Below are 18,886 nucleotides of genomic sequence, written 5' to 3' on the forward strand. Positions count from 1 at the left end.
GCCGCATCCCGCGGGCAACCTGACAGGAGAACGACCATGCCCACCGGAACCGTCAAATGGTTCAACGAAACGAAAGGCTACGGCTTCATCGCGCCCGAGGGTGCGACGAAGGACGTCTTCGTCCATATCTCGGCCGTCGAGCGATCGGGGCTCACGGGCCTCGCCGAGAACCAGAAGGTGACCTTCGACATCGAGCCGGGCCGCGACGGACGGGAGATGGCGGTCAACATCGCGCTGGCCTGAGGAGGGACGAAGACCTTTCGTCGAAAGGTCTTCGAAAAAGTCTTCCCTGAAGACTTTTGCCCGTGCCTAGACCCCTACACCGATCGGGCATGTGATGCCGGTTCCGCCGATGCCGCAGTAGCCGGCCGGGTTCTTCGACAGATACTGCTGGTGGTAATCCTCGGCCGCGTAGAAGGGCGGGGCAGGGAGGATTTCGGTCGTCACGCTGCCGTATCCGGCCGCCCGCAGACGCTCCGCGAAGACGTCGCGTGACGTCCGGGCCGCCTCGGCCTGCGCGTCCGAATAGGTGTAGATGCCCGACCGGTATTGCGTGCCCAGGTCGTTGCCCTGCCGCATGCCCTGGGTCGGGTCGTGGCCTTCCCAGAAGACCTTGAGCAGATCGTCGTAGCCGATCTTCGCCGGATCGTAGATCACCCGGACGACCTCGTTGTGGCCCGTGCGGCCCGAGCAGACCTCGTCGTAGGTCGCGTTCGGCGTGTAGCCGCCCGCGTAGCCCACGAGCGTCATGTGGACGCCCGGCAACTGCCAGAACATCCGCTCCACGCCCCAGAAGCAGCCCATGCCGAACATCGCCTCCTCCATGCCCTCGGGCACCGCGTTCGAGAGCGGCGTGTCGAAGACATGATGCGTCCCGGCGGTGGGAATCGGGGTGGATCGGCCGGGCAGGGCTTCGGCCTCGGCGACCATTTCGGCTTTCTTGCGCTGGAAGAACATCATCTCGGGTCTCCTTTCGCTTTGATATGGGGTCGCTACTCGGCGATGGCGAGGGGGCGCGACAGGACCGTCTCCTGACCCTCGCGCGGATGCCGGGGCACGAGGAGCGACAGGCCGAACGAGGTGCCTGCCAGCCCCGCGGCCACGGCGAAGACGGCCACGGGCGAGGCCAGCCACAGAAGCCCGAGGAGCGCGGGCAGGAAGACGGCCGCTATGTGGTTGATGGTGAAGGCGACGGCGGCGGTCGGGGCGATGTCGCCCGGGGCCGCGATCTTCTGGAAGTAGGTCTTGATGGCGAGCGCCAGGGCGAAGAACACGTTGTTCACCACGAAGAGACCGGCGGCCGTCCAGACGCCCCAGTCGAAGAGGTAGAGCCCGGCGTAGAGCACGAAGACGGTGGTGAGGCCGCCGTATTCCACCAGCAGCGCCGCCCGTTCTCCGAAGCGGCCCACGGCACGCCCCACGAGCGGCGCGCTGACCATGTTGATGGCAAGCGTCACCATGTAGAGGAGCGTGACCTGATGGACGGGCAGGCCATAGCGCTCGACCATCATGAAGCCCGCGAAGACGACGAAGATCTGCCGCCGGGCACCCGACATGAACTGCAGGCAGTAGTAGAGCCAGTAGCGCCGCCGCAGGATCATCTTCTTGAGCTGCGGGTGCGGTGCCTCGAACTGCGGGAAGGCGAGATGCGCGACCAGCGCGGCGAGGGCGGTGAAGCCCCCGGCGAGCCCGTAGACGAGGCCGTAGGAGAGATCGAAGGTCTCCCACGTCAGGACGATCGCGCCATAGGCGAGGAAGGTCGCGCCGGAGCCCACGGCCAGGAGCGTGCCGAGCATCGCGGGCGCGCGGTCCTTCGGGAGCCACTGGAGCTGCAGCGACTGGTTCACCGTCTCGTAGTAGTGGAAGCCGATGGACGACAGGAGCGTCACGAGGAGAAGCCCGCCGAGCGAGGGGAAGGCCGCCGTGAGCGCCGTGGCGACGCCGAGGAGGGCGAGCGACGTGGTGGCGACCACCTGTTCGCGCATCACCATGATGACGAGGATGACACCGACGGCCAGGAAGCCCGGGATCTCCCGCACGGTATGCAGAAGGCCGATGTCGGCCCCGTCGAACGCCGCGACCTCGACCACGAAGTTGTTGAGGAGCGCCGACCATGTGGCGAAGGCCACCGGCATGATGAAGGCGAAGAGCATCAGGAGCGCCTCGGGCCTGCGCCAGCGTGGCAACTCCTCGGCGCGGGAGAGGGGGAGGATGCGCATGGCTCCGGCCTACGCCGATGGCCCTGTCTTGTCCACGGCGGGCGCTACTCGGGCGGGGCGTCTTCCAGCAGGACGGGCACGATGTAGCCGACATGGCGGTTGCTCGGATCCTCGGCGGCGGGCTTCAGGCGGACGTGGAGATAGCCGGAGTTGCTCCAGGCGTTCGGGCGGCCGTCGGTCCGGCCGTAGATGTAGTCGATGCTGGGCGGACCGTAGGGACTCGTCGCGGCGCGTTCCGACAGGGGCGGGATCCAGAGTGCGAGGCCGGAGGTCTGCGGGCTGCCGAAGCGGGCGATGCCGTAGCCTTCGGTACCGGCCTCGTCGTCGAAGTAGGCACCGTAGAGTGCCATATTGAACGCGGGCAGGATTTCCCCGTCGACCTCGATATCGTTGCGTTCGAGAATCACGAACTCGCCGCCGTATTCGTTGCCGAAGTAGTGGGCATGGTCGGGGACGGGCACGCCTTCCATCGGGTTCAGCCCCTCGAAGGACGGCACGCCCTCGGCGGGAGAGGGCTGTCCGAAGGTCACGAGGGCGAGCGCCAGAAGAAGCCTAGCTGCCGGGGATCTGCCATATGTCCTCATCGAAATGGTCTCCGTCTGGGTTGTAGCTCATGGTGTTCTGGAATGGCCGGTAGTCGATGTTCGCCGCCGGGAGCATGTCGAGGTAGGGGACCGGCCCGAACCAGCTCCATTCGCCGGCGACGTTCACCTTGTAGGAGAAGTAGAGACAACTGTTGGTGCTCAGACTGTAGTGCTGGTTGGGATCGTTTCTGAAATTATCTACAAAATCGGTCGCTTTCACGTATGAGTCGCGCCCGCATGTGTGGTCGACGTTGCCGTGACAGTATGTGCCTCTGCCTGATCTTCGGGTGATTTCCCGAATGGCAACATGCAGGTTTTCTTCCGTCGGCCACCCGTTCTCTTCCAGAACAAGGCCTAAGATCGGGTAGTCCCGCACGTTTCCCTGCGCCGTCGGGTTCCCGCCCTCGACATGATAGCGCCCGTACTCGTAGTAGTGCGCCGCCGTCGGGCCGGTGCCGCCCTTGATGATCAGGACACCGGCATGACCGGCGGGGACGTAGAGATCCCCGTCGTCGTCGAACTTGTCCAGACCCCAGCCCGTCGGCGAGGTCTGCCCCTCGCGGGCGAGCGTCCCCTCGGTTCGTGCGCCGCCGCCGACCTCGATCGGGTAGAAAGGCCAGATGCAGATGATGCAGATGTCGGGCTTGCAGCTCATCTCCATGCCTCCTGTCTGTCGATCATACGGGCAAGGTATCGCAGCGTCGTCGCGCGTATGAAAGGCGTGAGCGCGCGATCGGCGGCGACGCTCCGACAGAGCCGGCAGGCGTCACTCTCGGGGGGCAGGTCGATGAGCCGCTCGAGCGTCCCGTCGCTCAGATGCGGGTTGAGCGCGGTCGCCCCGAGGAGCGGCAGGAGCCAATGATCTCCCACCATGTGCCGAAGGGCGGGCGCGACGCGGGGGCGGGCGGCGACGGATCGCGTCAGGTCCCGCAGGCCAAACGGGAGGATCGGCGGACCCGCGCGGGCGGACGGCTCCTTCAGGGTCAACTGGTGGAGCTGGCCGTCGGCCACGAAGAAGGCCGTATCGACCGGCTGGAGAAGGTTGATCGGCCAGCCGTCGATCCATGGCCCGTCGTCGAGACCGGCGATCGCGCGCCAGACGATGCCGTCCCAGAACCGCCAGAACCCCCAGTTGCCCGCGGCGTCCTGCAGGCGCAGATATCGGCGCAGGTGGCGCTTCAGATCGTCGAGAGGGAGGGCGCAGCGCAGGATCAGCCCGGTTTGCGGTCCCCACCATGTCCAGTGTGTGTCGTCGTCCGTCAGGAGCCCGCGCGTCAGATCGGAGCCCGCATCGAGCTGCACGAGCCAGGGGGCCTTGTCGCCCCATTCGTCCCGTGCATCGCCCTGGAACAGGCAGCTGTGGCTCAGGCCCGATGCTGCGAGCCCTTCGGACAGGCCGTCGATCAGTGATCCGTCGAGAACGGCGAATGTCGTGCCGCGCGTCTTCCCGAAGAGAAGGGGACGCATGGTCGGGGGCACCGTCAGGCGGTCTCCCATCGCGTTGTCGGCGGCGAAGGGGCGCAGTCCGGGATGGAGAACGAGATCGAGGTGTCGCATGTCGGCTCGTCGCGGCGTCGTGTTTCGAGGCGTGGCGGAGCGCGTGCGGACGGTCAACCGCAGGACGAGCGGCAAGTCAGGGGAAGCGGTCAGCCGCCGTGGAAACGCTCTCCGAGGGGCGGCCTCGGGCATCGAATGAATAGGATCGCGGCCCGGCGTGTTATCCTCCCGATCGGCCCCGGAGGAGGGCCTGTCGACTACTCATGAAGGGAGCCAAGCATGAAAATTCTCACCCTATTCGCCGCCCTGTCCCTGGCAGCGGTGACACCGGCGCTGGCCGACGGTCACAAGACCCCGTCCGCCGAGGGCACGTCGGTCTATTTCATCGGTCTGGCCGACGGTGACACCATCGAAAGCCCGGTGACCGTGCGTTTCGGCCTGAGCGGCATGGGGGTCGCCCCCGCCGGCACCGAGGCGGAGAACACCGGTCACCACCACCTCCTGATCAATCGCGCGCCTTTCGGCGAGGGCGAGGAGGATGAGCTGGAATACGGCATCCCGGCCGACGACAACCACATCCACTTCGGCGGCGGGCAGACCGAATACGTGCTGGAGCTGCCGCCGGGCGAGCACACGCTGCAGCTTGTCCTGGGCGACCTCAACCACGTCGCCCATGCCGACCCGATCATGAGCGAGCAGATCACGGTCACCGTCGCCGAGTAGTCCGCCATTCTCTTGATAAAGACGCCGCCCTGTAGCGGGCGGCGTTCGATGTCTCACTGCCAGGCGAAACGGCCTGTCCCATGGCCCGTGTCGTCAGCGCAGGTTGAAGGTCCCGGAATTGCCGTTTCCGCGATCCCGTGTCAGCCGGACCTGTCCGGGGCGCAGCTCCGCAAGCTGGCAGTCGCGCCTGTTGAGGCTTTCGGGCTTCAGACCGGCCGTCCAGGTGCGGCACCAGTAGCCGCCGTCGAACGACCACGTCCCTGCAAGCGGTCCGTTTCCATAGGTGCCGCCCATCGTGCCGTCGGCGTTGAGGCGGAAGAAGCGCGCGTCGCCGTCGCTCACGTTCACGATCTTGCGGCCAACCGTTGCCGCGGAGAAGGCGGCCCCGTCGGTAACGCGGACGAAGGGCGCGTCTCCCGCGGATGTCGTTTCGACGCAGCCGGCGATGCCGATGGCCGCGATCATCGCGATGGAAGGTGTGAGTTTCATGGATGTGTCCCCTTTTCGTTGGTGCCGGCGTGGTCGCCGGTCAGCCGGACCTTCACTTTCGGACGGGGTCACGCCAACTTATCGAAACCGATACCGTCAGAGGTTGAGAAGGCCCGCGCGAAGGGCGATCGCGATGGCCTGTTCGCGCGTGGCGGCGCGGAGTTTGCGCCGGGCGGAGGCGACATGGACGCGCACGGTGACCTCCGCGATGCCGAGTTTCCACGCGATCATCTCATTGCGCAGGCCCGCCGCAAGGAACGAGAGGATGTCGCGTTCGCGCACCGAGAGGTCCGTGAATTGAAAGGGGGTGGCACCCGGGCTGCGGGACGTGTGGGGCGGCCGTATCGAATTGCCAAGGATGGCGGCGAGGATCTTGTCCGACCGGGTCGGCGGAGGTGCGTCATGGGGACGCGAGAGGGTCACGCAGATCACGCTCGGGCTGCGGGGTCGGGTCATCGCGTAGGAGTCGAGGGTCCGGTAGTCCCAGCTTACCAATTGATCTCTCAGCGACCGCGCCCGCTCGCCATCGGATCCGAAGCCAGAGATATATCCGTCCGTCATCCGGCTGACCGTCTGCCCCGCCCGCGCGGCAAGCAGGAGGCCGTCGAGCTGCACGAAGTCCTGCGCGAGATAGTCCTGAAGCCAATCGACCTGCATGGAGCTGCGGAACCACCAGGGCAGTCCCGACACACGGTCGACTTCGGCGACGTTGAGGGCATTCGCACCTTTGGCCCGAACGAAGGTATCGGCTTTCAGCCAGGCCTCGTCGTCTGATGTGGCCCCCGAAAGGGAATCGACCACATCGACGATTGCGTTCAGATCGGGTGCCGGCATTCGGGGTCTTTTCAGCGGTCGATGACCTGACCCTAGGGAAGGTGCGCCACCCTGTCACCCTTGCCCATGCGCCGCGGAAGACCCGCTGCGATCCGGAAACGAAAAAGGGCCGCTCCCGAAGGCGCGGCCCCTGCTCGTGTCGAAGGCGGGCGGACCCGCTGCGCCTTTAGTTCTGGGCGTAGTATTCGATGACGAGGTTCGGCTCCATGACGGCGGCGTAGGGCACGTCCGTCAGGCCCGGGGTGCGCACGAAGGTCGCCGTCAGCTTGGAGTGGTCGGCCTCGACGTAATCGGGCACGTCGCGCTCGGCCATCTGGGTGGCTTCGAGAACCAAGGCGAGCTGCTTCGACTTGTCGCGAACGGCGATCACGTCGCCTTCCTTCACGCGGTAGGAGGCGATGTTCACCTTCTTGCCGTTCACCGTGACGTGGCCGTGGTTCACGAACTGACGCGCGGCGAAGATCGTCGGCACGAACTTGGCGCGGTAGACGACGGCGTCGAGGCGGCGCTCCAGCAGGCCTATCAGGTTCTCACCGGTGTCGCCCTTGACGCGGGCGGCCTCGGCGAAGATGCGCTTGAACTGCTTCTCGGTCAGGTCGCCGTAGTAGCCCTTGAGCTTCTGCTTGGCGCGCAGCTGAAGGCCGAAGTCCGACAGCTTGCCCTTGCGGCGCTGGCCGTGCTGGCCGGGGCCATATTCGCGGCGGTTGACGGGGCTCTTGGCGCGGCCCCAGATGTTCTCGCCCATACGGCGGTCGATCTTGTACTTGGCAGACGTGCGTTTGGTCACGGCTGATCTCCTTCTGTGACGCGCACCTTCGGTACGCTTTGAAGGGCGTTGTCCTCTGGGCGATCTGCGCCCTGACAGGAGTCCCCTTGCGGGGCCCACCAACACCAATGAAGCGCGCCCTTAGACCGGGGTGCGCGGGGTGTCAACACGGCGGCGGTTCAGGGGGCGAGGTAGCGCGGCGCGCCGGCGTGGCGCTGGATCGCGAGTTCGGCCGACGACAGGCAGCGGCGCGCGTGCGGGCCGTAGACGGTATCGTCGTGGTCGATGCCGGGCACCTGGGCGGTGAGGTCGTCGAGATCGGCCGGGTCGACGTGCCCGAGGTCCGCGTCGCCGGGGTGGAAGCTCTCGACCCAGAGGCCGTTCGCGCGGAGAACCTCGTGCCGGCGTGTCAGGACGTGCATGTAGATCGCCTCGGTCGCGCCGTGGTCGACGGTGACGTGGCGATCGTCGATCAGGTCCTGCGCGGCGACGAGCACCTCGGGCGTGTTCCAGAGCGCGCGCGGGGCCGCGCCCGACAGCAGCACCTGGTGCCCCGGCGACAGCGTGATCGCGCCGTGGTCGCCGAAGCTGCCGGCGCGCAGGCGCACGGGGCGCAACTCGGGCATGGCATACATCCGCGCGCCCGACACCCGGCGCAGGCCCATCCAGATCACCTCTTGCGGGCCATTGTCGCGGGTGAGGACATGGTCGCCGGGATAGAGATCCTCGACCTCGCGCGGGCCCTCGGGCGTGTCGATCAGGGTCCCCGCGGTGAAGCAGAGCGTCTTTTTGCCGGGCCGCGGCTCGGGCAGGTGCGGGGCCTGCGCGATTTCCAGATCGGTGTTGGGCGGCGGAAGATCGGCGTCGAAAACGAGAAGCGCCTCGTCGTGGGCAAGCGGCACGAGTTCGGCGGCCCAGCGGGTGGTGCCGTCGGTCAGGACGAGCGCGTCGGGGTTCTCGGCCGGCTCCACCTGCGCAAGCGGCAGGGCGGCGGTGCCCCGGCCCCGGCCCAGCTTGGCAACGGTGCGGGGCACGCGGGCGCGCAGCTCGGCCTGACCCTCGGCCCCGTTCAGCAGGAGCGCGGCGCGCGCGCCGTCAAGGCGAACGGGTGCGCCGAACCAGCGGAAGGTCGCGCCGATCGCAAAGGGCGTGCGGGCGGATGAGAACGCCCCATCCACCCGCGCCTGAACCGTGGAAATGACTTGTGCCCCCGCACATGTCCCCAACATGCCCACCCCAATTTTACCGACTGTTTTTATTGTCGTTTTTGCGGCCACTGCCCGGCCAATACAAAAGTCTTAACGCATCGGTGATTCGCGCGTCAAACATTGTTTCGTTCCTGATTCGAATTTTATTCGAATCGAGTCGAAAGCGCTTGCGAATTCGGCTGCGAATAGATCAGGGCGGCGGTATCGAAGCCGTTGAAATCGAGCACTTCGAGCGCCGCGCGTCGCCGGTCGGCCGGTAGCATGGGCGAGCGGTCGAGGATCTGCCCGGCGGTGCCGTCGGGGGCGACCACGATCGCCGTGCGATAGCCCGTGTCCGTCCAGAGCACCCAGAGCGGCCCGTCGGGGCCCTCAAGGCGCCCGAGCGGGGCGACATCGAGACGGTCGGTCGTCGCCGCGCCCGTCGGGCAGGCCGTCCGGCGGGCGAGCCCGGTGCCCTCCGCCGCGACGGTGAGGCGCGCGCCGGCGCAGCCGGGCGTCCCCGGAAGGCGCGCGACCTCGTGCCAGCTGCCGGCGAAGGCGCGGGCGTCGAAATCGGCCTTCGAGGCGATCGGCACGCGCGGATCGCGCCAAGTCGGCCGCGTGGTGATCGACGCGGTCCCGCAGGCGGTCAGCAGAACCAGAAGGGGCAGGACGGCGCGCGCGGTTTTCATCGCGGCATCGGGATCTCGACCATGGGCGAACCGGCCAGGATCGCCCGGGCGTTCGGGGCCATGAGGGCGGCGAGCGCCGGGTCCTCGCTCCGCAGCCCGCCGGTATAGGTGCCGTAGGCCGGCAGGATCATCCGCGCATCGTCGCGCAGGAAACACGGCCGGGATACGGCCCGCCCGCGCAGCCGCATCCGCGCCTTCGGGTGGTAGTGCCCCGAGACCTCCGGCCCAGGCCCGTCGCCCGCGATGTGGCGGAAGGTGACATCGGCGCAGGTCACCGCCTCGGCCGCGGTGCCCGGGAGGCCGGTCGGGGCCGGGTCGTGGTTGCCCGTCACCCAGATCCACTCGCGCCCGCGTGCCAGTACGGTCAGCGCATCCCGGTCGGCGGGGGCGAGCGTGGCCGCGGCGGCCATGTCGTCGAAGGTATCGCCCAGGCTGACGACCGCGCGCGGGGCCGTCTCGGCCACGTCGGCGGCCAGCCGGGCGAGCGTGTCGCGCACCTCGTAGGGCGGCAGGAGCGCGCCCCCATCGCGGGCAACACGGTCGGATTTGCCGAGGTGCAAATCGCTCACGACCAGAAGGCCCTCGGAGGGCCAGTGAAGCGCCCCGGAGGCGCGCGCGACCATGGCATGGCCGGCGAAGGTGAAAGCGTGATCGTCCCGCATGGAACAGATGAATCACGGGCCGGTGCCGGGTTCAAGGGTGCGAGGGCTCAGTCGGGCGGTAGCCCCGCCTCGGCCATGAGCCGCGCGGCCTCCTCGGCCATCATGCGGCCCTCGGCCTTCCCCTTGATCGGCACGCGCCCCATCTCGAGGAAGAGCGGCGCGGCGAGGGGGGAGACCCGGTCGAGCGCCACGTGGTCGATCCGGTCTTCGACCGTATCGAGCAGGAGTTCGACGCGCCCGAAGTCGATGTGCCCCCGCATCGCCTCTTCCTCGGTGATCCGCAGCATCAGGTGCTCGGGGTCGTAGCGGTGCAGCGTGTCGTAGAGGATGTCGGACGAGAACGTCGCCTGCTTGCCCGACGACCGCTTGCCGGGAAAGTTCCGGTCGATCAGGCCGGCGATGATCGCCGCGTTGCGGAAGGTGCGCTTCATCACCGCGTTGCCCTGCAGCCAGCCGTCGAGCGCCGCGCGGATGCCGTCGTTCGCCATGAGCGGCGCGACCTCGGTCACCGGCCGCAGCCCCCAGACGAGCACCGCGTAATCCGTCGCCACGAAGCCGAGCGGATCGAGGCCCGCCTCCTCCATCCGCCGGGTCACCAGAAGGCCGAGCGTCTGCATCGCGTTGCGCCCGCAGAAGCCGTAGAGGCAGAGGTGCTCGCGCCCGTCGCGCGGGAAGGTCTCGGCCAGAAGGCGGCCCGGCTCCGGCATCCGCGACCGCGTCAGCTGCAGATCGAGCCACTCGCGCGTGTGGTCGGGGAAGGCGCGGAAGTCGCCGGCGTGCAGGATCTCCTGGATGCGGTCGGCAAGCTGAACCGAGGTGGACCACTTGTATCCCATGAAGGTCGCGACCTTGGGCTCCTTCGACGGGTTCGGGCTGACCTCGACGATCAGTTCGCGCAGCCCCTCGAAGCGCACGACCTGCCCGCCCATGAGGAAGGTATCGCCCTTCGAGAGCGTGGCCGCGAAACCCTCCTCGACCTCCCCCAGCGGCAGGCCGCCGCGGCCCCGGAAGCGCACCTTGAGCGTATCGGTGTCGATGATCGTGCCGAGGTTCATGCGGATGAGCCTCGCCGCCCGCGGATCGCGCAGGCCCCATGTGCCGTCCGCGCGCTGCTTCAGGCGCTGGTAGCGGTCGTAGGCCCTAAGCGCGTAGCCGCCAGTGGCCACGAAATCGAGGCAATCGTCGAAGGCGGCGCGGCTCAGCGTGGAATAGGGGCCGACGCTGCGCACCTCCTCGAAGAGCGTGGTCGCGTCGAAATCCCCGGCGCAGGCGACGCATGCGATGTGCTGGCAGAGGACGTCGCGCGGTCCATCGAGGCGCAGGTCGCCGTCGAGCGTGCCGTCGCGCACCGCGTCGAGCGCGGCGACGCATTCCACCACCTCGAAGCGGTTGGCGGGCACGAGCCGCGCCTTCGACGGCGCGTTGTAACGGTGGTTCGCGCGCCCGATGCGCTGCACCAGGCTCTTGACCTTCTTCGGGGCCCCGATCTGGATCACGAGGTCCACGTCGCCCCAGTCGATCCCGAGATCGAGCGAGCCGGTTGCCACGATCGCCCGCAACTCGCCCGCAACCATCGCCGCCTCGACCCGCAGCCGCGCCTCGCGGGCCAATGCGCCGTGATGGATACCGATCGGCAGGGCCTCTTCGTTGGCGAGCCAGAGGTGGTGGAAGAAGACCTCCGCCTGCGCGCGGGTGTTGTGGAAGATGAGCGTCGTCTTGTGCCGCTTCACCGCCTCCAGCACGTCCGGGATCGCATAGCGCCCGCCGGCACCGGCCCAGGGCGGCGCGTCGCGCGTCTCCAGCATTGCGATGTCGGGCGCGGGGCCCGGATCGGCGCGCAGGATCGGACAGGGATCGGGGTGACGGGCGAGGTAGTGGGCGATGACGGCGGGTTCGTCCACGGTGGCCGAGAGCCCCACGCGCCGGAGCCCCGGGGCAAGCGTCTGCAGCCGGCTGAGGCAGAGCATCAGTTGATCGCCCCGCTTGCCTTCGGCCAGCGCGTGGATTTCGTCGACCACGATGCGTTTGAGCCCCGCGAAGGTGCGCGCTGCATCGGGGTAGGAGATCATCAGCGCCAGGCTCTCGGGCGTCGTCAGCAGGATATGCGGCGGGTCCGCGCGTTGCCGCTTGCGCTGCGTCTGGCTGGTGTCGCCGGTGCGATCCTCCACCCGGATCGGCAGGCCCGCCTCCTCGATCGGCATCGCGAGGTTGCGCTTGATGTCGTTCGCGAGGGCCTTCAGCGGGCTGACGTAGAGCGTGTGCAGCCCCGTGTGCGTGCCGTCCGCCAGCTCGGTAAGCGTCGGCAGGAAGCCCGCCATCGTCTTGCCTCCGCCCGTCGGCGCGATCAGCAGGAGCGACGGCTCATTCGCGCGGGCGAGCATCTCCGCCTGATGGGGATGCAGCGACCAGCCGCGGTCGGCGAAATAGCGGGCGAGGGGGGCAGGCAGATCCATCGGTTCGAACCTAAGCTCCCTGCCTCACGGGGAAAGGGGCAGGCCGGAGGGCCTGCCCCAGATGACCCGCCGGTGGGTCAGCCTTGGGATGGGATGAATGAGCCGGCGGGAGGCGTGCCGGCCTTGGGAGCCGGGCTTCGGAGGACGTCAGCGACGGGCGAGTTCGATGTCGTAGAGCGCCGCGATCCGCTCTGCGGCGAGGATCTCCATTTCGGCGAGGCGCGCGGCTTCCGTCCCGGGCAGGGAGCGCTGCCGGACGGCCTGACTTTCGGCCAGGATGCGCGACTGCGCGGCGATGGCGGCCTGCAATTCGTCCTCCGTCATCTTCTCGACCGAGGCGACGATCATCGGATGCAGCGTCCCGGCGTCGCAGCCGATGTCGGCGCAGGCCCTTTCGAGCGCGCCGCCGAGTGCCGCGATCTCCGCCTCGATGTCACGGGTGCGGGCGACGAACTCGATGTCTTCGATATCGCTGTCGGTGAAGGCGGTATAGCGCGCGGGGCCGCCGTCGAGGTCGTTGACGATGACCATCGCCGCCGCGAGCGAGGTGACGATGGCGGTCACCGGCATGAGGAACATGGAAAACCGCAGCCGCCGCGGCGCGTCGTCGAGTTTGCTCATCTCGGAACCCTTCTGCTCGGGCGCGCTTTTGATGCGCGTTGGGAAACAGCTACGGACGAAACAAGGCGAAAATCGGGCAACCTGCGGCGGTCCGGCCACGGCCATGACATTGGGAACGGGGAGGGGCGTCCCCGGCCGCCGACGGACAGGCACGGGGAACGGAGCCGAAACAGCAGGCACCGGAACGGCTTAGCGCCTGGAGGCGAGCTGTTGCGTGTAGTGGTGGGCGATCCGCGCGGCGGAGGCGAGTTCCAGGAAGGCCAGGTCGGCCGCGTTCGAACCGGGTGCCGCGGCGTCGTAGCTGCGCTGCCCCCGTGCCAGAAGGCGCATCTGCGCCCAGCGGGCGGCACGCAATTGCTCGGCGTCCATCTGCCCGGCGTAGGCCGTGATCATAGGATGTAGCGCGATGGTATCGCATCCCGCGAGAACGCAGGCGTCGGCGATCGCGGCCGTGACTTCGGCTTCTGTGAAGGTCGTGAACTCGATTGCGGTCACGCCCTCGATGCGCGTTTCCCGTGCCGCGGTCTCATCGGGCCTCTGGTCGAGGGCGGCGACCGTTGTCGCGGTCGTCACTGCCGCGACGACGGCGGGGATGACGAAGCGGCCGATCCGTGTGAGCGGGCGTGACGTGGGGTCTGGACTGGTGCCGGGGGTCGTATCGTCGACCATGGTGTCCTCCGTTGGTAGGCTCCGTTCTGGAGCGGGATACCGGGAGGATGCCGGGGCAATTGGCCCAAACCGGGGCGATATCGCCCGCGTTTTGCGAAAGCGCCGCTGCAGGAATACATCCATGCAGCGATCTTTCTCGTGTCTGTGCGAGGGAGGGCCTGACGCCCTCAGTGGACGATCTCGACTTCCTCGACGAAGAGGTTGGCCCAGGCGCGATCCACCAGTTCGGGCGTCATCCGGTAGGGCAGGCCCTCGAAGTCGCAGGCGGCGATCATCTGGTCGATCAGGAAGACGCCGTGGAAGTTGGCGTAGACATTGTTGATCTCGGGATAGCGCTTCTTGAGCAGGTGCACGAGCGCGGCCTCGTCGAGCTCGAACTTCTTCTTCTTGGCGACCATGGCGAAGATCTTGAGGAACTCCGCCTGCGTCGGCCCGTCGATCAGCACCTTGAAGAAGATCCGGCGCAGCGCCGCCTGATCGAAGATCTTGTTGGGGTGGAAGTTCGTGGAGAAGACGACGAGCGTGTCGAAGGGCACCTCGAACTTCTCGCCCGATTGCAGGGCGAGGATGTCGTAGCCCATCTCCATCGGGACGATCCACCGGTTGATGATCTTCTGCGGCGGCTCCGCCTGACGGCCGAGGTCGTCCACGATGAAGACGCCGCCCGAGGACTTCAGCTGCAGCGACGCCTGATAGGTGCGTGCGACCGCGTTGTAGTTGAGGTCGAGCATGTCGAGCGACAATTCGCCCCCCGTCATCACCGTCGGCCGTTGGCAGAGGAGGTAACGGCGGTCGACCCGCCGGTTCACCTTGCGCAGCTCGCTGACGTTCTCCTCCTGCGCGACGGCAGTGTGCACGATCGGGTCGTAGAGCGTGATGACCTGGCCCGCGTATTCGATCGCGTGCGGGATCCAGATGTTGTCGCCAAGCGCCGCGCGGATGCCTTCGGCGATGGAGGATTTGCCGTTGCCCGGCGGCCCGTACATCAGCACCGAGCGGCCGGAGCCGACCGCCGGACCCAGCTGATCGAGCAGGTTGTCGGGCAGGATGAGATGACCCATCGACTTCAGGAGAAGCTGACGCGTGATCTGGATGTTCTTGACCGACTGCGCGCGCACCTGCGCCTTGTAGCGTTCCAGCGGGACGGGCATCGGCCCGTAGTATTCCGACTGCGCCAGCGCATCGCCCGCCCGGGCCTTGCCCGCGTCGGTCAGCTGGAACCCCATCTCGCCCGAGGAGCCGGCGTGCAGAGTACCGGTCGCCTGCATGAGCCCGGCATCGCGCGCCTGGTCGATGAGTTCCTGCGTGAGACCCGTCGTCAGGCAGATCGCCTCGGAGATCTCGCGCGTCGTCTCGACCGATTTGCGGAACACCGTCTTGAGGAGGATATCGCGCAGCATCGTGCCGGTCAGGCCTGTGTCGACGAGGGTGCGGGGCTGCTCGGGCGCGGGCACGCCCAGTGCGGCGGGGTCGGGGCGCATGTTCATGGGCTTCTCCTCCGGGGCCTTCCTAGGGCAGGGGGGTTACGGTTTCCTGAAGATCGCGGTCATCCGGCGAGCGCGCCGAAGGCAAAGTAGCTGCTGACCGTGGGCGCGAGGGCCAGACCGAAGGGCACGTAGCCCTTGCGGTCCTCGGCGAACCAGATCCAGTCGGGCTTCGCCCGCCGCAAGGCACCGCTGCGCCGGGCGACGAACATGCCCAGAAGCAGGATCACCGACCAGACCGCGTAGAGGAGCGCCACCGCGCTCACATCCGGCAGCGCCACGAAGGGCGCGACGGCGGCGATGTACTTGGCGTCGCCCGCCCCCATGCCGATCGTCATCGTCAGGCCGAAGCAGATGACGAGCATCACGACGAAATGCAGGTAGCGCCATGCATAGTCGGAGAGCGGCATCACGAAGAGACCGGCCACCACGAAGATCGCCAGCATGGCGAGGACCGCGCCGTTCCTGATCTTCATGGTCAGCAGATCCGTCCAGATCACCCAGAGCGTGACCGGCAGGGTCAGCAGGCCGAAGACGGTCGCCTGCATCGGCGTGATCGCCAGCGTCGAGAGCATCTCCATCGGGTTCGCCTCAGCCGAGGGCCTGAAGCGCGCGCTGCGCGGCCTCGAAGTGGCGGGGATGGGTGTCGATGGCGTCCTGCAGGAGGTTGCGCCCGATGTCGACGTCGCCCTGCTTGACAGCGGCGAGGCCCGCGGTGTGCAGAAGCTGCGCGCGTTCCTCCTGCGACATCGGGACGGCCGGCAGCGTGTAGGTGCGCCGCGCCGCGCGGGCGAGCACGAGGTTGTTCTTCGCGGTGAAGAGCGTCTCGTCGTAGGTGATCGCCTCGGTAAAGAGCCGCTCGGCGGCCTCGCTGTCGCCGCGCGTGAGCTTCGAATAGCCCCAGTTGTTCATCACCCCCGCGGGCGTCGTCGTCAGGCCGACGGCCGTTTCGTAGAAGCTGTCGGCGCGGTCCCATTGCTGGTTGCTGTCGGCGACCATGGCCTCGAGCCGGTAGCGGGCGAAGGTCTCGTGGGTGGGCGGGATCGTGTCGAGCACGACCTTGGCCGCGGCCCAGTCGGAATTTCGGATCATCGCGTCGGCGAGAAAGACGAGATCCTCGTTGTTCGATTCCTCGTGGTCGACGATCTCCTGCCAGGCGCGTTTGCCTTCGGTGTTGCGGCCCGCCTTGATAAGCGCGCCGGCCAGGTCGCGCTGTTTGCCGATGTCGTCGGGATCGTCGGCGACCTGGCGCTGGAAGTAGGCCACGGCCTCGCGCGGGTCGGCCACGGTGAGCATGATGTCGCGGATGCTGTCGGCTTCGGCGCGGGCGGCCCCGTTGACGGCGCGGGTCACGTCGGTCTGCCCGAGTTGGCCGCAGGCCGACAGGGCGAGGCTCCCTCCGAGGAGAAGGGCGAGAAAACCAGGATGGCGCATTTTGCGTCCTTTTCTGCTCGATGCCTTCGGTTCTTATGGGAACTGGCCGTCCGGTGACCGAAGATCGTAGACCCCGGTGCCCCGCCGCGCCAGCGTGAAGGCTTCATCTTGGGCGACAGCGTAGCCGCCATTTTCGATTTTTGCACTCGCAACGCGCAGGTTGCGCAGGATTTCCGGCGAGGGTTGCAAAGCGAACGCAGTCTCGAAGACGCGCAAGGCCTCGCCGGTCTTGCCCTGCTCGAGGAGCGCGACCCCGAGGTCGTTCCACGCCGGCCCGTTGCGTGGCTCGGCCTCGACCACCTCCCGCAGGAGGCGTTCGGCCTGCCCGAGACGGCCGAGACGGATGTTCGCGCCCGCGATCGCCGCCTTGACCTCGGGCGTGAGCCCTTCCGGTCCCGCGGCGGCGCGCAGGTAGCTGTCGAGGGCGAGGTCCGGCTCGCCCGCCGCAAGAAGCCGGTCGCCGACGATGAGGGGGTCGACCACGTCGTCGCCTCGCGCGAAGCCCGGCGCGGTCAGCGGATCCTCGGCCAGCGCGCCCCGCGCGGTCACACCGGACTGGCAGGCCGAGAGCGCGGCCGCGGCGAGGAGGAGAAGGACGCGCCGGCCCATCAGAACGCCGCGTTCCCGGAGAGCGCGTCGGCGATTCCGTGCAGCGACGGGCCGATGAGGATGATGAGGAGCGGCGGCACGCAGAACATCATGGTGCCCACGGTCAGCTTCGTCGGCAGCACGTTGGCCTTCTCCTCGGCGCGCATCACCCGCTTGTCGCGCATCTCGGAGGCATAGACGCGCAGGGCGTCCGCGATCGAGGTGCCGAAGCTCTGGGACTGGATGAGCACGGTCACGAAGCTCGTGATGTCGTTGATGTCGCAGCGCTCGGCCATGGAACGCAGGACCGCGGGCTTGTCCTTGCCGGCCTTCATCTCCTGCGCGACCATCAGGAACTCGCCCGCGAGCGCGGGGTAGGAGGGCTCGATCTCGGTCGCCATGCGGATGATCGACTGGTCCAGCGACTGGCCCGCCTCGACGCAGACGAGCAGCAGGTCGAGCGCGTCGGGGAAGCCCTCCTGGATCTCTTCCTGACGTTTGCCCACCCGCTTCTGCACCCAGTAGCGCGGGGCGTAGTAGCCGACGAGGCCGGGCCCGAGCACGTAGAGCAGCTTCATGTGCGCCGGGGTCTCGTCGCCCGCGAGGAAGAGCATGTAGATCGCGCCGAGCACCATGAGCCCGATGCCGAGCAGGAACTGGGCCGCCGTCAGCGTGCGCACCGCATCCTTGTGCGGGTAGCCCGCGCGGATGAGCATCGTGCGCGTCGCCGAGGCCTGCTCCTCGTCGGCGGGGTCGAGGTATTGCGCGTATTTGGCGAGATGCTCGTTGCGCTGGCCGTGGCGCGACAGCTGGGTCTCGGCCGCGTCCTCGTCGAGGATGATGCCCTTGCGCTCCCGGGCGATCCGATCCATCGGCTCGACCTTCTTGCGCATCACAAGCGGCAGCATCAGCAGCACGAGCAGGAGGCCCGCGCCCCCGGCGATATAGATCCAGCCGTCGGGGCCGAGCATCGCGGCGAGGATTTCGTTCAGCGTATCCATCATGGGCGGCCTCAGACCTTGATGTTGACCATCATGCGCATGAAGATCACGTTCACGATCAGGAACACGATCACCACGGCCGCGGCCGGAATGAAGTAGGCGGTCTCGGAGACCTCGGTGTAGTAGTCCGGCTTCATCACATTGATGCCGACCGCGGCGAGGATGGGGAAGGCCGAAAGGAACATGCCCGACCACCGGGCCTCCGCCGTGATCGCCTTGACCTTGCGGAAGAGCTTGAAGCGCGCGCGCACGACGTTGGCGAGGCCCTCGAGGATCTCCGCGAGGTTGCCGCCCGATTTCTGCTGGATGGCGACCGCCACGGCAAGGAAGCGCAGGTCCTGCAACTCGACGCGCTCGGCCAGGGCACGCAGCGCCTCGGGCACGTCCCGGCCGTAGGCGGCCTCGTCGGCGATGAAGCCCATCTCGGATCCCAGCGGATCGGCGATCTCCTTGGCGACGATGCCGATCGCGGAGTTGAGCGGGTGGCCCACGCGAAGCGACCGCACGATCAGTTCGATCGCGTCGGGCAATTGCTCCTCCATCAGCGCGAGGCGCTTCTTCGCCTGTCCGTTGACCCAGAAGTAGACGCCTCCGATGCCGATGAAGAGCGACAGCGGCAGCCGGATCAGCAGCGCGGCCTGCGTCAGGAAGGTCATCAGGAAGAAGGACATAAAGACCATCAGGATCATCACGCCGATCAGCATGCCCGGGGTGAAGGCGAGGTTCGCCTTCTGCGCCTTCTCGGCAAGGAGGGAGTAGAGCGGGATCGACCTGGCCCCGTCGTGCTGCGACATCTCCTTGCGCAGCTGGGCCATGACCTCGTCGCGGGTCTGGCCCTTTTCGAGCATCTCGAGCCGGCGGTTGACCCGGTTGTTGAGCTTGATCGACTTTCCGAAGATCAGCATGTAGATGCCGCCGATCGAGAAGAACACCGCGCCGAAGATGGCGAGGTAGATCAACGGCTCGATTGAGAGTTCCATGCG

Annotated in this window: 22 protein-coding genes; 2 read left to right on the top strand and 20 right to left on the bottom strand. The window is 67.5% G+C overall.

The annotated features are described in order from the left end of the window. Positions 1–36: 36 nt before the first annotated feature. Complete coding sequence (locus HSX43_RS05930) at positions 37–243, top strand: cold-shock protein (RefSeq protein WP_179379167.1); 207 nt, start codon at positions 37–39, stop codon at positions 241–243. Between the two features lie 66 nt (positions 244–309). Here HSX43_RS05930 and msrA read toward each other — a convergent pair whose 3' ends face one another. From msrA to HSX43_RS05955, 5 genes are read right to left on the bottom strand one after another with little or no spacing between them, the layout of a single operon-like run. Next, on the bottom strand, positions 310–960 hold the full coding sequence (gene msrA, locus HSX43_RS05935; protein ID WP_179379168.1) for a peptide-methionine (S)-S-oxide reductase MsrA: 651 nt from the start codon (positions 958–960) through the stop codon (positions 310–312). Positions 961–992: 32 nt separating this feature from the next. Further along, positions 993–2,219, bottom strand: a complete 1,227-nt coding sequence (locus HSX43_RS05940; protein ID WP_179379169.1) for an MFS transporter — start codon at positions 2,217–2,219, stop codon at positions 993–995. Positions 2,220–2,263: 44 nt separating this feature from the next. After that, a complete protein-coding gene (locus tag HSX43_RS05945; RefSeq protein WP_179379170.1) occupies positions 2,264–2,803 on the bottom strand; it encodes a hypothetical protein in 540 nt (179 codons plus the stop codon). After that, the gene (locus HSX43_RS05950; protein WP_179379171.1) at positions 2,772–3,458 is read right to left on the bottom strand and encodes a hypothetical protein; all 687 of its coding nucleotides are present in this window, start codon (positions 3,456–3,458) and stop codon (positions 2,772–2,774) included. The genes HSX43_RS05945 and HSX43_RS05950 overlap by 32 nt, the downstream gene beginning before the upstream one ends. After that, positions 3,455–4,360: a DUF4123 domain-containing protein gene (locus HSX43_RS05955; protein WP_179379172.1), complete on the bottom strand. Its 906-nt coding sequence runs from the start codon at positions 4,358–4,360 to the stop codon at positions 3,455–3,457. The genes HSX43_RS05950 and HSX43_RS05955 overlap by 4 nt, the downstream gene beginning before the upstream one ends. Before the next feature lie 219 nt (positions 4,361–4,579). On the opposite strand from HSX43_RS05955, the gene HSX43_RS05960 reads away from it, so the two are divergent. After that, positions 4,580–5,023, top strand: coding sequence for a DUF4399 domain-containing protein (locus HSX43_RS05960; RefSeq protein ID WP_179379173.1), 444 nt, complete (start codon positions 4,580–4,582; stop codon positions 5,021–5,023). Positions 5,024–5,116: 93 nt separating this feature from the next. Here the strand turns inward: HSX43_RS05960 and HSX43_RS05965 are convergent, their stop codons facing one another. The 15 genes from HSX43_RS05965 to HSX43_RS06035 form a co-directional block, all read right to left on the bottom strand. Beyond that, positions 5,117–5,512 carry a hypothetical protein gene (locus tag HSX43_RS05965; RefSeq protein WP_179379174.1) on the bottom strand — a complete coding sequence of 132 codons (396 nt, stop codon included), beginning with the start codon at positions 5,510–5,512 and terminating at the stop codon, positions 5,117–5,119. A gap of 96 nt (positions 5,513–5,608) precedes the next feature. After that, positions 5,609–6,346: a helix-turn-helix transcriptional regulator gene (locus HSX43_RS05970; protein WP_179379175.1), complete on the bottom strand. Its 738-nt coding sequence runs from the start codon at positions 6,344–6,346 to the stop codon at positions 5,609–5,611. Positions 6,347–6,512: 166 nt separating this feature from the next. Continuing rightward, a complete protein-coding gene (rpsD, locus tag HSX43_RS05975; protein WP_179379176.1) occupies positions 6,513–7,133 on the bottom strand; it encodes a 30S ribosomal protein S4 in 621 nt (206 codons plus the stop codon). A gap of 158 nt (positions 7,134–7,291) precedes the next feature. Then, the gene (locus HSX43_RS05980) at positions 7,292–8,341 is read right to left on the bottom strand and encodes a Hint domain-containing protein (protein WP_179379177.1); all 1,050 of its coding nucleotides are present in this window, start codon (positions 8,339–8,341) and stop codon (positions 7,292–7,294) included. Between the two features lie 122 nt (positions 8,342–8,463). Continuing rightward, entirely contained in the window at positions 8,464–8,991 is a 528-nt protein-coding gene (locus tag HSX43_RS05985) for a lipocalin family protein (RefSeq protein WP_179379178.1), read from the bottom strand. Further along, the gene (gene pdeM, locus HSX43_RS05990; RefSeq protein WP_179379179.1) at positions 8,988–9,653 is read right to left on the bottom strand and encodes a ligase-associated DNA damage response endonuclease PdeM; all 666 of its coding nucleotides are present in this window, start codon (positions 9,651–9,653) and stop codon (positions 8,988–8,990) included. The genes HSX43_RS05985 and pdeM overlap by 4 nt, the downstream gene beginning before the upstream one ends. A 47-nt stretch (positions 9,654–9,700) precedes the next feature. Beyond that, positions 9,701–12,106 carry a ligase-associated DNA damage response DEXH box helicase gene (locus HSX43_RS05995; protein ID WP_179379180.1) on the bottom strand — a complete coding sequence of 802 codons (2,406 nt, stop codon included), beginning with the start codon at positions 12,104–12,106 and terminating at the stop codon, positions 9,701–9,703. A 147-nt stretch (positions 12,107–12,253) separates the two neighbouring features. Beyond that, a complete protein-coding gene (locus HSX43_RS06000; protein WP_179379181.1) occupies positions 12,254–12,727 on the bottom strand; it encodes a hypothetical protein in 474 nt (157 codons plus the stop codon). A gap of 189 nt (positions 12,728–12,916) precedes the next feature. After that, positions 12,917–13,396 (bottom strand): hypothetical protein, encoded by a 480-nt coding sequence (locus tag HSX43_RS06005; RefSeq protein ID WP_179379182.1) that lies wholly within the window; start codon positions 13,394–13,396, stop codon positions 12,917–12,919. 167 nt (positions 13,397–13,563) lie between these two features. Continuing rightward, positions 13,564–14,883, bottom strand: coding sequence for an ATPase (locus HSX43_RS06010; protein ID WP_179379183.1), 1,320 nt, complete (start codon positions 14,881–14,883; stop codon positions 13,564–13,566). 59 nt (positions 14,884–14,942) lie between these two features. After that, positions 14,943–15,461, bottom strand: coding sequence for an A24 family peptidase (locus HSX43_RS06015; protein WP_235962512.1), 519 nt, complete (start codon positions 15,459–15,461; stop codon positions 14,943–14,945). A 10-nt stretch (positions 15,462–15,471) separates the two neighbouring features. Then, positions 15,472–16,314 carry a tetratricopeptide repeat protein gene (locus tag HSX43_RS06020; RefSeq protein WP_179379184.1) on the bottom strand — a complete coding sequence of 281 codons (843 nt, stop codon included), beginning with the start codon at positions 16,312–16,314 and terminating at the stop codon, positions 15,472–15,474. 33 nt (positions 16,315–16,347) lie between these two features. After that, positions 16,348–16,923 (bottom strand): tetratricopeptide repeat protein, encoded by a 576-nt coding sequence (locus HSX43_RS06025; RefSeq protein ID WP_179379185.1) that lies wholly within the window; start codon positions 16,921–16,923, stop codon positions 16,348–16,350. Continuing rightward, the gene (locus HSX43_RS06030; RefSeq protein ID WP_179379186.1) at positions 16,923–17,906 is read right to left on the bottom strand and encodes a type II secretion system F family protein; all 984 of its coding nucleotides are present in this window, start codon (positions 17,904–17,906) and stop codon (positions 16,923–16,925) included. The genes HSX43_RS06025 and HSX43_RS06030 overlap by 1 nt, the downstream gene beginning before the upstream one ends. Positions 17,907–17,914: 8 nt before the next feature. Beyond that, positions 17,915–18,883: a type II secretion system F family protein gene (locus tag HSX43_RS06035; protein ID WP_179379187.1), complete on the bottom strand. Its 969-nt coding sequence runs from the start codon at positions 18,881–18,883 to the stop codon at positions 17,915–17,917. Between the last annotated feature and the right edge of the window lie 3 nt (positions 18,884–18,886).

Source organism: Jannaschia marina (assembly GCF_013404595.1).
In the GTDB taxonomy this organism is placed as follows: domain Bacteria; phylum Pseudomonadota; class Alphaproteobacteria; order Rhodobacterales; family Rhodobacteraceae; genus Jannaschia; species Jannaschia marina.

Coding starts and splice junctions, on each gene's coding strand:
- HSX43_RS05950 (WP_179379171.1), bottom strand. CDS start 3,458: ATGAGCTGCAAGCCCGACATCTGCATCATCTGCATCTGGCCTTTCTAC.
- pdeM (WP_179379179.1), bottom strand. CDS start 9,653: ATGCGGGACGATCACGCTTTCACCTTCGCCGGCCATGCCATGGTCGCG.
- HSX43_RS05960 (WP_179379173.1), top strand. CDS start 4,580: ATGAAAATTCTCACCCTATTCGCCGCCCTGTCCCTGGCAGCGGTGACA.
- HSX43_RS06015 (WP_235962512.1), bottom strand. CDS start 15,461: ATGGAGATGCTCTCGACGCTGGCGATCACGCCGATGCAGGCGACCGTC.
- HSX43_RS06005 (WP_179379182.1), bottom strand. CDS start 13,396: ATGGTCGACGATACGACCCCCGGCACCAGTCCAGACCCCACGTCACGC.
- HSX43_RS05965 (WP_179379174.1), bottom strand. CDS start 5,512: ATGAAACTCACACCTTCCATCGCGATGATCGCGGCCATCGGCATCGCC.
- HSX43_RS06035 (WP_179379187.1), bottom strand. CDS start 18,883: ATGGAACTCTCAATCGAGCCGTTGATCTACCTCGCCATCTTCGGCGCG.
- HSX43_RS05995 (WP_179379180.1), bottom strand. CDS start 12,106: ATGGATCTGCCTGCCCCCCTCGCCCGCTATTTCGCCGACCGCGGCTGG.
- HSX43_RS06020 (WP_179379184.1), bottom strand. CDS start 16,314: ATGCGCCATCCTGGTTTTCTCGCCCTTCTCCTCGGAGGGAGCCTCGCC.
- msrA (WP_179379168.1), bottom strand. CDS start 960: ATGATGTTCTTCCAGCGCAAGAAAGCCGAAATGGTCGCCGAGGCCGAA.
- HSX43_RS06025 (WP_179379185.1), bottom strand. CDS start 16,923: ATGGGCCGGCGCGTCCTTCTCCTCCTCGCCGCGGCCGCGCTCTCGGCC.
- HSX43_RS05930 (WP_179379167.1), top strand. CDS start 37: ATGCCCACCGGAACCGTCAAATGGTTCAACGAAACGAAAGGCTACGGC.
- HSX43_RS05945 (WP_179379170.1), bottom strand. CDS start 2,803: ATGAGGACATATGGCAGATCCCCGGCAGCTAGGCTTCTTCTGGCGCTC.
- HSX43_RS06010 (WP_179379183.1), bottom strand. CDS start 14,883: ATGAACATGCGCCCCGACCCCGCCGCACTGGGCGTGCCCGCGCCCGAG.
- HSX43_RS06000 (WP_179379181.1), bottom strand. CDS start 12,727: ATGAGCAAACTCGACGACGCGCCGCGGCGGCTGCGGTTTTCCATGTTC.
- HSX43_RS06030 (WP_179379186.1), bottom strand. CDS start 17,906: ATGATGGATACGCTGAACGAAATCCTCGCCGCGATGCTCGGCCCCGAC.
- HSX43_RS05940 (WP_179379169.1), bottom strand. CDS start 2,219: ATGCGCATCCTCCCCCTCTCCCGCGCCGAGGAGTTGCCACGCTGGCGC.
- HSX43_RS05980 (WP_179379177.1), bottom strand. CDS start 8,341: ATGTTGGGGACATGTGCGGGGGCACAAGTCATTTCCACGGTTCAGGCG.
- HSX43_RS05955 (WP_179379172.1), bottom strand. CDS start 4,360: ATGCGACACCTCGATCTCGTTCTCCATCCCGGACTGCGCCCCTTCGCC.
- HSX43_RS05970 (WP_179379175.1), bottom strand. CDS start 6,346: ATGCCGGCACCCGATCTGAACGCAATCGTCGATGTGGTCGATTCCCTT.
- HSX43_RS05985 (WP_179379178.1), bottom strand. CDS start 8,991: ATGAAAACCGCGCGCGCCGTCCTGCCCCTTCTGGTTCTGCTGACCGCC.